10 protein-coding genes are annotated in these 13806 nt (G+C 68.8%); 6 read left to right on the top strand and 4 right to left on the bottom strand.

Going from position 1 to position 13806, the window contains the following annotated elements:
- Positions 1–644: 644 nt before the first annotated feature.
- Positions 645–3230, bottom strand: coding sequence for a heavy metal translocating P-type ATPase (locus BAU06_RS11115; RefSeq protein ID WP_066348850.1), 2586 nt, complete (start codon positions 3228–3230; stop codon positions 645–647).
- A gap of 59 nt (positions 3231–3289) precedes the next feature.
- On the opposite strand from BAU06_RS11115, the gene cadR reads away from it, so the two are divergent.
- A complete protein-coding gene (cadR, locus tag BAU06_RS11120; protein WP_066348858.1) occupies positions 3290–3724 on the top strand; it encodes a Cd(II)/Pb(II)-responsive transcriptional regulator in 435 nt (144 codons plus the stop codon).
- A gap of 43 nt (positions 3725–3767) precedes the next feature.
- A complete protein-coding gene (locus BAU06_RS11125; RefSeq protein ID WP_066348865.1) occupies positions 3768–4394 on the top strand; it encodes a nitroreductase family protein in 627 nt (208 codons plus the stop codon).
- A gap of 9 nt (positions 4395–4403) precedes the next feature.
- Here the strand turns inward: BAU06_RS11125 and cueR are convergent, their stop codons facing one another.
- Complete coding sequence (gene cueR / locus BAU06_RS11130) at positions 4404–4793, bottom strand: Cu(I)-responsive transcriptional regulator (RefSeq protein WP_066348867.1); 390 nt, start codon at positions 4791–4793, stop codon at positions 4404–4406.
- Entirely contained in the window at positions 4790–7165 is a 2376-nt protein-coding gene (locus BAU06_RS11135) for a heavy metal translocating P-type ATPase (RefSeq protein WP_197509491.1), read from the bottom strand. The genes cueR and BAU06_RS11135 overlap by 4 nt, the downstream gene beginning before the upstream one ends.
- A gap of 181 nt (positions 7166–7346) precedes the next feature.
- On the opposite strand from BAU06_RS11135, the gene BAU06_RS11140 reads away from it, so the two are divergent.
- The 3 genes from BAU06_RS11140 (at position 7347) to BAU06_RS11150 (ending at position 9883) form a co-directional block, all read left to right on the top strand.
- A complete protein-coding gene (locus BAU06_RS11140) occupies positions 7347–7547 on the top strand; it encodes a heavy-metal-associated domain-containing protein (RefSeq protein ID WP_066348879.1) in 201 nt (66 codons plus the stop codon).
- Positions 7548–7678: 131 nt separating this feature from the next.
- Complete coding sequence (locus BAU06_RS11145) at positions 7679–8407, top strand: glutathione peroxidase (RefSeq protein WP_066348882.1); 729 nt, start codon at positions 7679–7681, stop codon at positions 8405–8407.
- Between the two features lie 57 nt (positions 8408–8464).
- Entirely contained in the window at positions 8465–9883 is a 1419-nt protein-coding gene (locus BAU06_RS11150) for a dihydrolipoyl dehydrogenase (RefSeq protein ID WP_066348884.1), read from the top strand.
- A 94-nt stretch (positions 9884–9977) separates the two neighbouring features.
- On the opposite strand, the gene BAU06_RS11155 is transcribed toward BAU06_RS11150, so the two are convergent.
- Positions 9978–12368, bottom strand: coding sequence for a hypothetical protein (locus BAU06_RS11155; RefSeq protein ID WP_066348885.1), 2391 nt, complete (start codon positions 12366–12368; stop codon positions 9978–9980).
- 268 nt (positions 12369–12636) lie between these two features.
- Between BAU06_RS11155 and BAU06_RS11160 the strand changes: the two genes are divergently transcribed.
- Positions 12637–13728: a hypothetical protein gene (locus BAU06_RS11160; protein ID WP_066348888.1), complete on the top strand. Its 1092-nt coding sequence runs from the start codon at positions 12637–12639 to the stop codon at positions 13726–13728.
- The last annotated feature ends 78 nt before the right edge of the window (positions 13729–13806 follow it).

The raw sequence follows: 13806 nt of genomic DNA on the forward strand, positions 1-13806 counted from the left end.
TCGAGGGCGTCGCCGCGATGGCGATGGACTGGCCGGTGCGGGCGCGCTCCAGCAAGTACTCCCGCGCGACATCGCGCCGCGTCAGGAACGCCGGCGGCGCGGGCGGGTCCAGCGCCAGCTTCCACAGATCCAGGTAGGCCTGCAAACGCGTGGCCTCGTCCAGCGAGGGCGCGGCGCCGTTGGCCGCGGCCCAGGCCTGTGCCTCGGCGCGCCACAGGGTCAGCGATGCCGCCTGCGCGTCGGCGTCGTCCGGATGCGCCACCGCCTTTTGGTGCAAGGCGTTGGCCGCCAGCAGCAACACGTCGTCCTCTTCGTCCGCGCCTTCCCGCAGGATGGCGCGCGCGCCGGCGATGCGTGCGCCCAGCAGCGATCCTGGCCGGGGTTGGTCCGCTTCCACGGCCGCGCACGCCGGGGCCGTGGCGGGATCGGCGGCGCGGACCGGCCTGGGCGGCACGGGTTCGCGATAGGCCGCGAAAGCCGCGGCGGCCGTTGTTTGGCAGTTGGGGGGCCGGGCGGGCAAGGTGGGCGCGAAGGCCGGTGCGGCGCGGGCCACGGGGCTCCAGGCCGCCGGGACCGCGCGGGGAAAAAGGGGCATCGCTTTCGGGATCGCCGCGGTATCGCGCGCAGGGGCGGGAGGCGGCGTTTTATTGTGAGGTCGGCCGCGTTAGTAACGGCTCGCTTTCATTCGTTCGCCGTGCACGCGCGGTCCGGCCGCCGGTCCCGCGTGCGCGCAAGAGCCGCATGCCGTTGGCCACGACCAGCAGGCTGGTACCCACGTCGGCGAAAACAGCCATCCACAAGGTAGCCATGCCGGACAGCGCCAGCACCAGGAAGATGGCCTTGATGCCGAGCGCCAGCACGATGTTCTGCACCAGCACGCGATGGGTGGCCCGGGACAATTCCACGAATTCGGCGATCTTGCGCGGGTCGTCGTCCATCAGCGCAACGTCCGCGGTTTCGATCGCCGTGCCCGTGCCCGCCGCGCCCATGGCGAAGCCGATATCCGCGCGCGCCAGCGCGGGTGCGTCGTTGATGCCGTCTCCCGCCATGCCCACCAGGCCATCGCGCATGCGCGTTTCCAGGGCGGCCAGCTTGTCCTCGGGCAACTGGTCGCCGCGGGCGTCGTCGATGCCCAGTTGCGCGGCGATGGCGCGTACCGCCGCGACGTTGTCTCCGCTGAGCATCAGCGTGCGCACCCCGAGCCGGTGCAAGGCATCGATCGCCGCGCGGCTGTGGGGGCGCACGGTATCGGCCACGGCCGCGACCGCCCGCGCGCCGTCCTCGCCGCACAGCGCGACGGCGGTCTTGCCCTGGGCTTCCAGGGCGTCCAGCGCCCGCGCCAGCGCCGGCGTTTCCCAACCCTGTTCCCGCAGCAGGCGGCGATTGCCCATGTGGTATTGATTGCCGCCGATGCGCCCGCGCGTGCCGCGGCCGGGCAGGGCGCTGAAGTCCTCGACCTCATGCAGCGCGGTTTCCCCCAGGTCGCGCGCGATGGCGCGCGAAACGGGATGGTCCGACCGCGCCGCCAGGCTGGCGGCGAGGCGCACGGTGTCTTGCGCCACGCCTGTCCAGGGCGCCGCGGGGCGCGTCGCATCGTCCGGCGCGGACGGCGCCGCGGCGCGGGGCGCGCCATCGCCATCGATGTCCATCAGATCGGTCAGGGCGGGCTGGCCGTGCGTCAGGGTGCCGGTCTTGTCGAAAGCCAGCCAGCGCAGTTTGCGGCCGTTCTCCAGATAGACGCCGCCCTTGACCAGGATGCCCCGGCGGGAGGCGGCCGTCAGGCCGCTGACGATGCTCACGGGGGTGGAGATGACCAGCGCGCAGGGGCAGGCGATGATCAGCAGGGCCAGCGCGCGATAGACGGCTTCATGCCAGGGCTGCCCCCACGCCAGCGGCGGCAGGCAGGCCGCCAGCAGGGCGATGCCCACGACCGTCGGCGTATAGACGCGCGAGAAGCGGTCGATGAAGCGCTGCATGGGCGCCCGCGACGCGGCAGCCTGCTCCACCGCATGAATGATGCGCGCCAGCGTGGTGTCCTGCGCGGCTGCCGTGACGCGGTAGTCGAAGGAGCCTTCGGCGTTCACGGTGGCGGCATATACGGTATCGCCCGCCGCTTTGTCCGCCGGCAGGCTTTCGCCCGTGATGGCCGATTGGTCCACGGCGGAGCGGCCGTCCACCACCACGCCATCGGCCGCGATGCGTTCGCCCGGCCGCACCCGGACGATATCGCCGGCGGCCAGTTCGGCCGCCGGCACTTCGCGCCACGTGCCGTCCGGTTCGCGCCGGGTGGCGCTGGGCGGCGCCAGTTCCAGCAGGCCGCGTACCGCCTTGCGCGCGCGGTCGAGCGAGCGCGCCTCGATGTGTTCGGCGACGTTGAACAGGAACATCACCATCGCGGCTTCCGGCCACTGTCCGATCAGCGCAGCGCCGGTGACCGCGATGCTCATCAAGGCATTGATGTTCAAGTTGCCGTTGCGCACGGCGATCCAGCCCTTGCGGTAGGTGTTCAGGCCGCAGGCCAGCACCGATGCCGCCGCCAGCACGGCCGCGACGGCTTCCGGCAGGCCGGCGAAATGCGCAGCCTCGGCCAGCGCGGCCAGGACGCCGGCGGCGGCCAGCAGCTTCCAGCGCGGCCGCTCGACGGCCGGCGCCGCCGCGGGGGCCTGGCCCGCCAGCAGCTCCGGCGTCATGCCGACCGCGCGCACGCCGGCCAGCACCTGCTCCTGCATGCCCTCGCCATGCACCACCGACAGCACGCGGCGCATCAGGTCGAAGTGCATATCGCGCACGCCTTCCATCCCGCCCAGCTTCTTGCGCAGCAGGGCTTCTTCCGTCGGGCAGTCCATCTGGCCGATGCGGATGCGGGTCAGGGTCATGCCTGCTTCCACCGCGATGGGAGGCTCCGCAGCCGCGGACGATGCGGCCGTCCCGGCAGCGCCGTGGCAGCACGCCGTCCCGGCGCCATGTCCGTGCGCGTGTTCGTGTTCGTGCTCGTGTTCGTGCTCGTGCTTGTGCTTGTGCTTGTGCTCGTGCTTGTGCTCGTGCTCGTGGTTGTGCCCGTGCTGGTGCTTCTGCGCGTGCGCGTGCGCGTGCGCGTGCGAGTGCGCGTGGCCGTGTTCGTGGCCGTGTTCGTGCCCGCGGCCCGCGCCGTCGTGGGTGTGGTGACCGTTGCAGCAGCCATCGCCCTGGTGGGCGGCCGGCGCGTGAATGGCGATGGTTTTCTTGCTCATGGGCGTATTCCACACCCTGGGGTTACTATAGGGTCAAGTCCACCCAGAGGAGAGCCTCCATGAAGATCGGAGAACTTGCCAAGGCCGCCGGTACGACGGTGGAGACGGTCCGATACTACGAAAAGGAAGGCTTGTTACCCGCCCCCGAGCGCGGCGCCAACAACTACCGCAGCTACGGTCCCGTGCACGCGGAGCGGCTGCGGCTGATCCGTAACTGCCGCGCCCTGGACATGACCCAGGACGAGATTCGCGCCATCCTTCGCCTGGCCGACAGCCAGGCCGCCGACTGCGGTCCCATCAATGAGATCTTCGAAGACCACATCCGGCACGTCGATGAACGGATCGCCGAACTGATGCACCTGAAGGGGCAGTTGTCGGCCTTGCGCCAGCGCTGCGTGTCGGCACGGCCCCATGCGGAGGACTGTGGCATCCTCCACGGCCTGGCGGAAATGCAGGTCGAGGAGCGCCCCGAACGCCACACCCATCTGGGTTGAGCCCGGCCGCCGCCGGCCACAGACTTTTTTCTCCATCCCATCCATGACATCCGTATCCGCCACCGCCCCCGTTTCCGCGCCCGACTCCCTGCCGGTTTCCGCGCCCATACATGCCCTGCACACGCGCCGCTCCATGAAATTCCTGAGGGCGCCCGCGCCGCGTCCGGAGGAACTGGACCAGATGCTGCAAGCCGCCATGTCCGCTCCGGACCACGGCTCCCTGCGCCCGTGGCGCTTCAAGCTGATCCGCGGCTCGGCCATCGGCCGCTTCGCCGATCTCGCGCTGGACGCGGTCAAGCGCAGCGGCGACAAGCGCATGACGCCCGAAAAGGAAAAATCCGTGCGCGAATGGCTGGCCGGCGTGCCGGTGCTGATCGCGCTGGCGCAGAAGATCGCCCACGACAACACCAAGATCCCGGAGCAGGAGCAGTTGCTTGCCACCGGCGCTTCGGTGATGAACATCCTGAATGCCGCGCACATGCTGGGCTACGGCGCATTCTGGAGCACCGGCCTGGGCACCTACCTGGAGCCCGTCCAGGAAGCGCTGGGCTTCGATCCGCTGGACTACCGCTTCCTGGGCTTCCTGGCGATCGGCACCCCCGCGTGCGCCGTGCCCACGGCGACCCGTCCGGACTTCCACGAGTTCGTGTCCGAGTGGACGGGGGCCTGACCACGACCGTCAGCGGCCGGCCAGTTCATCCATGATGGGGCACTCCGGTCGCCGGTCGCCATGGCAATGGTCGGCCAGGTGATGCAGCGTATCGGCCATCTGCTGCAGTTCGCGCGCCTTGCGTTCGAGTTCGGCCACGTGTTCCATGGCAATGCGCTTGACGTCGCCGCTGGCGCGGCTGCGATCGCGCCATAGCGCCAGCAGGTCGCGCATCTGGTCCACCGAGAAGCCCAGGTCGCGGGCGCGCCGTATGAAGCGCAGCGTGTGGACGTCGTTATCGCCGTAGATGCGATAGCCGGCGTCGGTGCGTTGCGGGGCCTGCGTCAGGCCTATGCTCTCGTAGTAGCGGATCATCTTGGCGGTAATGCCGGATGCCGCTGCCGCCTGGCCGATATTCATGGTCTCTTAACCTCCGGAGTGGAAGCGGCGCGCAGTCCGCGCAGCCGCAGCGCGTTGCCCACCACGAAAAGGCTGGACAGGGCCATTGCCGCGGCGGCGAACACGGGCGACAGCGACGGTCCCTGGAACAACGCCGGGATGCCGGCCGCCAGGGGAATCAGGGCGACGTTGTAGACGAAGGCCCAGAACAGGTTCTGCCGGATGTTCGCCAACGTGGCGCGGCTGATCGCGATGGCGCGCGCGACGCCGGCCGGATCGCCGGCCATCAAGACCACGGACGCGGCGTCGATGGCGACGTCGGTGCCCGTGCCGATGGCGATGCCCACGTCCGCCGCCGCCAGCGCCGGCGCGTCGTTGATGCCGTCGCCGACGAAGGCCAGCAGCGAACGAGGCCCAGTCTTGCCCGCGACAGGTCCGGGCGGGCCGCCGGGCGCGGTGGCGCCCGATGCGTCGTCCGGCCCGCCGGCGGCGTGTGCGCGCAGGGCGCGCACCGCCTCGACCTTGCCCTCCGGCAGCACTTCCGCGCGCACGTCATCGATGCCCAATACGCGCGCCACCGCCTGCGCCGTATGCCGGTTATCCCCGGTGATCATCACCGTGCGGATGCCCGCCGCGCGCAGGGCCGCGATGGCGCTGGCCGAGGTGGGACGGACGGGGTCGGAGACCGCCATGACGGCGGCAGCCGTTCCGTCGACGGCCACGTAGATCGCCGTCTTGCCGTCGCGCGCCCACTCGTCCGCCTGGCCGGCCAGGGGAGCGATATCGATGCCTTGCTCGCGCATCAGGCGTTCCGCGCCGGCGAGCAGCTGTCGTCCCTGCACGGCGCCACGCACGCCGGCCCCCGAAATGGCAAGAAAGCCGTCCACGGGCGCGATGGCTACGCCGGCCTCGCGCGCCGCCGCCACGATGGCCGACGCGATGGGGTGTTCCGAGGCGGCCTGTAGCGACGCCGTCCATGAAAGGATCTCTTCGCGCCCGAAGCCGGCGGCGGTGGCCACGCCGGTCAGGGTAGGCTTGCCCAGCGTCAGCGTGCCCGTCTTGTCGAAGGCCACTGTCCTGACGTCGCGCAGGCTTTGCAGCGCATCTCCGTGGCGGAACAGGACGCCCATCTCCGCGGCGCGGCCGGTTCCCACCATGATGGACATGGGCGTGGCCAGTCCCATGGCGCAGGGGCAGGCAACGATGAGCACCGCCACGGCGTGCACCAGGGCCTGCGGCAGGGCAGGCTCCGCGCCGAACGCAAGCCAGGCGAAGAACGTCAGGGCGGCGATCGCCATGATGGCCGGCACGAACCGGTAGGTGATGCGGTCCACCAGGCCCTGGATGGGCAACTTGGCGCCCTGGGCGTCCTGCACCATGCGGGCGATGCGGGCGAGCGCGGTGTCGGCGCCGGTGCGGGTGACCCGCACCGTCAGGCTGCCCTGTGTATTAAGTGTCCCGCCCGTGACGGCGTCGCCCGTGGTTCTTTCCGCGGGAATCGGTTCGCCGGTGATCATGGATTCGTCCACGAAGGACGCCCCTTCCAGCACCGTGCCGTCGACGGGGATTTTCTCGCCGGGGCGGATGCGCACCACGTCCCCGGGCCGCACCGCCTCGATGGGCACATCCACCGTATCGTCACCACGCAGCACCCGGGCCTGGCGCGGCTGCAGCGAGGCCAGCCGCGCGATGGCGGCGCCGGTCCTGCCCTTGGCGCGGGCTTCCAGCAGGCGTCCAAGCAGGATGAGCGTCACGATGACGGCGGCGGCCTCGAAATACACATGGCGCGCGTCCTCCGGCAGCCAGCCAGGGGCGAAGGTGGCAACGGTGGAGTAAAGCCAGGCGCTGCCGGCGCCCACCGCGACCAGCGAGTTCATGTCCGGCGCGCGGCGGGCCAGCATGGCGCCGCCTTTGACGAAAAACATGCGGCCCGGTCCGGCCAGCACCGCGGTCGTCAAGGCCCATTGCAACAGCCACAGCCGCGTGGACCCTATATATATGTCCAGGGCGTGGTGCACCGCCGGAAACAGATGGCCGCCCATCTCCAGCAGGAAAACCGGCAGGGTCAGCAGCAGGGCGGCGGCAAAGCGGCGCGCCAGGACACGGGTCTCGGCGTCGCGAGCCGCCGCCTGGGCGGCCGCGTGGTCCTGGCCGCTGGTGACCGGACGGGCGCCATAGCCCACCTTGCCCACCGCCTCTACCAGGGCGTCCGGCAGCACGCTGGCGGCGCGGTCGAACTGGACGTGGGCGCGTTCGGTGGCCAGGTTGACGCTGGCGCCGCGCACGCCGGGTACGGCCGCCAGGGCGTTCTCCACCCGCTTGACGCAGGAGGCGCAGCTCATGCCTTCGATGGCCAGGTCCACGGCGGTGCCGTCGGCGAGAGTGGCATTCATAGGGGTTTCCATCCGCAAAGTCTATGCTTGGCAGTCTGATCCTTCCCATGATGGGAAGGTCAAGCGGCAGTCCCCGCCTTGACCTTCCCATAGTGGGAAGGTATAGCCTAACACCTATTCCCAGGCCGCCCGCCGGCATAACCGCCACTGCGTGGGCAGGGTCTTACTTGAAGGAGTCATCATGGTCTTGCAATATCAGGTTCCCGACATGTCTTGCGAGCATTGCGTCCAGACAATCACCCGCGCCGTCACCCAGGCGCTTCCCGGGGCGCAGGTCCGGGCCGATCTGCCCAACCACCGCGTGACGGTGACGGGCACGGACGACAAACCGCTGGTGGAGGGCGCGATACGCGGCGCCGGCTACACGCCCACGCCGGCATAGGCGGCTCCCCGGCGGGCGTCATTGAAGCAGGCTATCAATTAATAAGAATAATTAAATTTGATATACCGATAGATGATATTTATTATTCCTTCATGGCGTTCGCGCCCCCAACCCGAACAGGAGATTTACCGATGCTGCAAGCCCGCGAAGGACAACGCGTCCCGAACGTGACGTTCCCCGTCCGCGAGAACAATGCCTGGAAGCAGGTGTCCAGCGACGACATATTCAAGAACAAGACCGTGGTGGTTTTTTCGCTGCCCGGCGCCTTCACGCCCACCTGCTCGTCCACCCATCTGCCGCGCTATAACGAACTGGCGCCGGCCCTGTTCGCGAACGGCGTGGACAGCATCGTCTGCGTGTCGGTCAACGACACTTTCGTCATGAACGAATGGGCCAAGGACCAGGAGTGCGCCAACATCACCCTGCTGCCTGACGGCAACGGCGACTTCACCGAAGGCATGGGCATGCTGGTCGACAAGCGCGACCTGGGCTTCGGCAAGCGCAGCTGGCGCTATTCCATGCTGGTGCGCGACGGCGTGGTCGAAAAGATGTTCATCGAGCCGGAAAAAGAAGGCGACCCCTTCGAAGTGTCCGATGCCGACACCATGTTGAACTACATCGCGCCGGAGGCCCGCAAGCCCGATCAGGTGGTGGTGTTCTCGAAGCCGGGTTGCCCGTTCTGCATCGAGGCCAAGGCGCTGCTGGAAAGCAAAGGCTACGCGCCCATCGATATCCCGCTGGAGAACAAAGTGCGCGGCCGCGTCATCGGCGCCATCTCGGGCAAGGCCACCGCGCCCCAGGTGTTCATCAACGGTTCGCTGGTCGGTGGCCTGGAAGAACTGAAGGCGCATTTCGCCTGACCGGCGCGGCGCGTCCATGACCTGCCAATAACAATCCGAGCATCATAAGGATTACGCATGAAAACCTTGCATACCGATGTGGCCGTGATCGGGGCCGGCACGGCGGGCCTGGGGGCCTACCGTGCCGCCGTGGCCGCGGGCAAGCGCGCCCTGATCATCGAGGGCGGGCAATACGGCACCACCTGCGCCCGCGTGGGTTGCATGCCCTCCAAGCTGCTGATCGCGGCGGCGGAGGCCGCGCATGCCGCCGCGCACGGGGCCCCCTTCGGCGTCCATGTGGACGGCAAGGTTCGTGTGGACGGGCGCGAGGTCATGGACCGTGTCAAGCGCGAGCGCGACCGCTTCGTCGGTTTCGTCCTGGAGGGCGTGGAAACCATTCCCGCCGAGGACAAGCTGCGTGGCTACGCGCGCTTTGTCTCCGATACGGTGCTGCGCGTCAACGACGATGTCGAGGTGCACGCGGCCAGCGTGGTGATCGCCACGGGGTCCACGCCCGCGGTACCGCCGCCTTTCCAGGCCCTGGGCGATCGCCTGGTCGTCAACGATGACGTTTTTTATTGGGACGATCTGCCCGGCAGCGTCGCGGTCTTCGGGCCTGGCGTTATCGGCTTGGAGCTCGGCCAGGCGCTGTCGCGGCTGGGCGTGCGCGTACGCGTGTTCGGCGTCAGCGGCAGCCTGGGCGGCATCACCGATCCCGCCGTGCGCCAAAGCGCCCGCAAGGCCTTCCAGGAAGAGTTCTACCTGGATCCGGATGCGCGGGTGCTGGAAACGACGCGCGACGGCGACCGGGTGCGGGTGCGCTATGTCGCCCTGGACAATACCGAACGCGTCGAGCATTTCGACTATGCGCTCGTCGCGACCGGCCGCCGCGCCAATCTGGGTGGACTGGCGTTGCAGAACACCAGCCTGAAGCTGCACGCGTCCGGCATCCCGGAATACGACCGCTACACGATGCAGGCGGGCGATACGCCCATCTTCATCGCGGGCGACGCGAACGGCGATCTGCCGCTGTTGCACGAAGCGGCGGACGAAGGCCGGATCGCCGGCGAGAACGCGGCGCGTTTTCCCAACGTCAAGGCCGGCCGGCGCCGCGCTCCCATGGCGGTGGTGTTCTCCGATCCGCAGATCGCGATTGTGGGCACGCCCTATAACCGGCTGCCGGAAGGGACCTACGTGACCGGCGAGGTGGACTTCGGCAACCAGGGACGTTCGCGCGTCATGCTTAAGAACAAAGGCCGCCTGCATGTGTACGCGGATCGCGCCACGGGCCGGTTCCTGGGCGCGGAAATGGCGGGGCCCAGTGTCGAGCACCTGGCGCACCTGCTGGCCTGGTCCCTGCAGCAGGAGCTGACCGTGGCCCGCATGCTGGAAATGCCCTTCTACCATCCCGTGGTGGAAGAGGGACTGCGCACCGCGCTGCGGGATGCCGATGCGCAGGTGCGTCAGCACGGCGCGGCGCTGGCGAACGCGGCGTAGGACGCAAGAGGCGCGGTTGCGGCCGTCAAGGCGCAACCGGGGCCCCTGCACTGGCCACCCACGCCGCCCTCCCTGCTTGGGCGACGGCGCTTTCTTATCCCAGTACGTCAGTCATGGCGCGTAGCGCGGGCAGCAGCCTCATCGTTTCGCTGCGCGCGTCGCGATGGCCCCGGGCAAGCAAGACGGCTTCGATATTTCGCTCATGGCGAGCCGCCGTATCCCGTGCATGGCGGTGGCTGGCAAGCATGTCTCGCACGGCACGATGCCGGGCCGCGGCTTCGCACAGATCCCTTGCTTCCGCGGGTCCGCTGGTCAGGTTGATCTCGTAGGTCAATTGATCCAGTGCGTCCACGAAGTCATCGCTGTTATCGGCGTTGAGGGCGTCAAGGAAGTTGACGACGGAAGGAATAAAGGCCTCGTGCAGCTTGCGGTCCCGTTCCAGCGCGGTGTGGATCGCCACCATGCGCGCGCGTTCCCCTGCGTCGATCTTCAGGAATTCGTAGGGGGTCGTCATGCGGTGCAGGGCCAGGCGCTCTTTCTGTGGCAGCGTAGCGACGTAGGCTTGTGCCGCCAGGCGGTAGGCGGTCGCGGGATCCGCGTCGCGGGTCGCGGACGCGGTCTGCCGCTTCAGTGCCTGGGCGATTTTCCTTTCCGCCCGATCCAGCGCGGTGGGGCGGAAGTAGCGCCTTATTGCCTGCGCGATGGTCCGCAGCGGTGCCACGCGCGCCGGTTGCGCGACGCCGGGCGCGCCGCCCTGTGGCGCGCGCTTCACGGTATCGACCAGCGGTACTACGTTGGATTGGTCGCCGCGCAAGGTAGCGGCCGCGGCCATCATGTCGGTCATGACTTTGCGCTGGTCGTAGCGCAGCGCGGCGGACAACTGGTCGAACGGCGGCTGGTCCGCGCGCATGAGGCCGGCGTAGGCACGCAGGCCCCGCGCGGCCGTGTCGTCCGTTCCCTTGTCGCCCGCCGGAACCAGGGCGTCCACGAAGCTGGCCTGTAGCGGTTGGGGCAGGGTTCTGATAAATGTCAGGCAGCGTTCCACCCCTGACTCGTAGTGCGTCGCGGAAGACCGGTCCAGCCTGTACAGCTGCTGGAACGCCGCATGCACGGCCGCGGCATCGTCACGTTCGTCCGCCGCCAGGAGCGTGGCGATCAGCCGCCGCTTGTAGGCTTCGTCCGCCATTTCCACCACCACATCGGCGATCGATTCAGTGATGCGGCGCAGCTTGGGCGTGCCGACCTCTTGCAGGATATCGTCCAGGGCTTGCTCCAGCTGCTCGCGCCGAGGACCGCCCCAGGCGCGCAGTTGCCGGACGGCATCGAGCATCTCCAGCTGCGCGGCGACATCGGCGCCCTGGCCTGCCGCGGGCGCATCCGGGCGGACCGCGTTATCGATGGCGTGACCAAGTCCCAACTGTACGAATGCGATATCGATGTCGTCCTTGCGGGCCCCGCTTGCCAGTTCCGCCGCGGCGCGTACCATCGCCCAGGCCGCGCGCGCGGCCCAGCCGGCGCCTTGTCCGAAGACCGCGGCGTACAGGTCCCCGCCCAGTCGCAGCAGGTCGCCGCCATCCGGCGCGGCATGGGTATCGCGCGGCGATTCGTCGTCCATGGCCGCCCGCGCGCCAGCGGCGGCGCCGTCCTCCGGCAGCGCGCATTCGATCAACAGGGCGTCCGTCGCGATGCGTATGGCCTGCGAGCGCGCCAGGGGAGGCGTGCCGGATAACCACTTGCCGACCTGCTGCGCGCCATGCATGCCGGCAGGGATGTCCGCCACCGGGCTTGCCTGTGCCGCGCGGGAATTGGCTGGCGTTTCCTGGGCCGGCGAGCGTGTGGCCGGCCGGCTCGTGCGCGTGTGCCCGGACGCGCGCGGGTCCGCCGACGCGAACCCGTGCATGGCGTGGGCCAGCGATTCCATCGCTTCGTCGAGTCCACATAGGGACGCCGCCGCGACGGAAGGGCTGTCGGCCAGGCTGCCGTGGCTGTTGTAGGGCGAGGACAAGGAGGTGGCGTTGCTCGCGCTGTGATAGCCGCTGCTGGCCAGGCTTTCCGCGCTGCAATGGCCGGCGCCGTGCGGGCTGCCATGGCGGGTGCCATGGCTTATGCCATGACGGCCGCTATCGCCGCTGCCGACGCTGGCGCTGCGGCCCAGCGGGGATGCCTGGGCATCGGTGAACCTGGTTTCCGGGCCGGCCCGCCGCAGCCTGAGCGAAGCGTGCAGGCTGCCGATATGGCCGCCCTGCGGGCGCCCTGGAGCGTGTCGGATCGGAGCACCATCATTGTCGGCGCTCGTGAGCCGCGAGGCCGGCCTCGCGGCAAAGGCGCGCGTATCCGACCCCACGGGCGCGCGGTCGAGTGACGCGCGCGACCTGGGGGGCGTGGCGGCGGACCGGAATGCCGCCGTGTCCGCGTCCTGCGGGAGCGGCTGAAGAGGGGCTTGATAAGGGATGCGGGAGGCGATGGGAAGATTACTGTCGGGCATCGGTTAATTCCATGGAGATCGGTGATGCGCGCATCGCCCGAAAGAACAATGCCACGACTGCCGATGGTGCGTGCGTGCGTTTCCTCCGTGATTGATTCCTTCGCGGGGCGGCGCAATTTATCCCTCGTTTTGCGGTCGCGAGCCGCGTTGACCGGATGCGGAGCAAATTTGGCGGGCTCGCGGAAATCGGACGTCATCTTGGCGAACGACGGGCCGCCCGGGAACACCAACCGGCGCATCGCTTTTGGTGCAAGACAAGGAGTACACAATGTCTGTCGCCACAGTCAACGCCATTCCGGCTCTTCCCCATGCCGCCAACGCGGCACCCCTTGCGCCGCGTGAAGAGCTGGATGGCGCCGCGCAGGCCCTGGCCTCATATCGGGCGCGCCAGGCGCGCCTGCTGAGTCCCCCGTTGGATGCGGCGAGTGGCGCCGGCGCGCCTGCCAAGGCCGGTGGCCAGCCTGTTACGCCGATGCCCGATGCCCAGGCGAGGCTGCTTGCCCGATGGCACGACATCCTGGATCTGCGCGAGAACGTCGGCCTGATCAAGCGCGCCGAAACGGAACTGAACGCAGCCATCCGCCGCATGGACGCGGACCCGGCACTCGGCCCCACGTCGCCCGCGGCCGATCGGGTAGGCGTACGGCAGGCCACGCTGGATTATGTCGTCGCCGAAGCCAAGAAAAGCGGCCTGCACGACGCCCTGACTCAGGCCGCCGTACAGCGCCTGAAGGCCTCCGGCAACTACGAAGCCTTGATCGACCGCGTCGTGGCGTCGGAGGCCACGCAGGGACGCACGCGCGATCGAGCCTGGGCCGAGAAATGGATAGAACGCCAATTCGATCCGGACAGCATCGATGCCGGTTTCCGTGCTGGCGAGCCGTACTTCGACCTGCGTGTCGCGTACGAAGGGGTGTGGCCCTATGTTGGCAACAAGGGATCGGCCGCGGTCTATGGCGACAAGGCCAGCGTCCAGGCGAACGGACCTTTCCGCGTCGAGTTCGGCCGGACGGAAGGCGCGGACGGCCTATCCCTTCTGACCTACACCGTCGAAAACCAGCGCACCGGGGAAAAATCCGCGCCGCGTCCGTACGACGAGCGCGGCACGGTGGTCGAGGCGGAAGGCCTGCGTGCCGGGATGTACGGCGCGCCGGCACCGGGCGATGTCTTTTCGTTCGACACCCCGCCCGAATATACGGTGCGCTATCCGGACGCCAACAATCCGATCATCGACGTGGACAACCAGAAGGCCATCTACAAGACGATGGTGTTCGATCGCTTGTTCCAGCCCAGCGTCCGAAGTCCCGACATGGCCACGCCCACGCAGACGGTTCTGACGGCCCTGGACATACCGCTGTGACGCCATGAAAAACACCCCAAAAGCGGAGCAGGCGTCCGGCTTTTGGGGTGCGACAGCATCGAGGCGCGCCGCGGCGGC

Origin of the sequence: Bordetella bronchialis (assembly GCF_001676705.1) — a bacterium.
Classification (GTDB): Bacteria; Pseudomonadota; Gammaproteobacteria; order Burkholderiales; family Burkholderiaceae_B; genus Bordetella_C; species Bordetella_C bronchialis.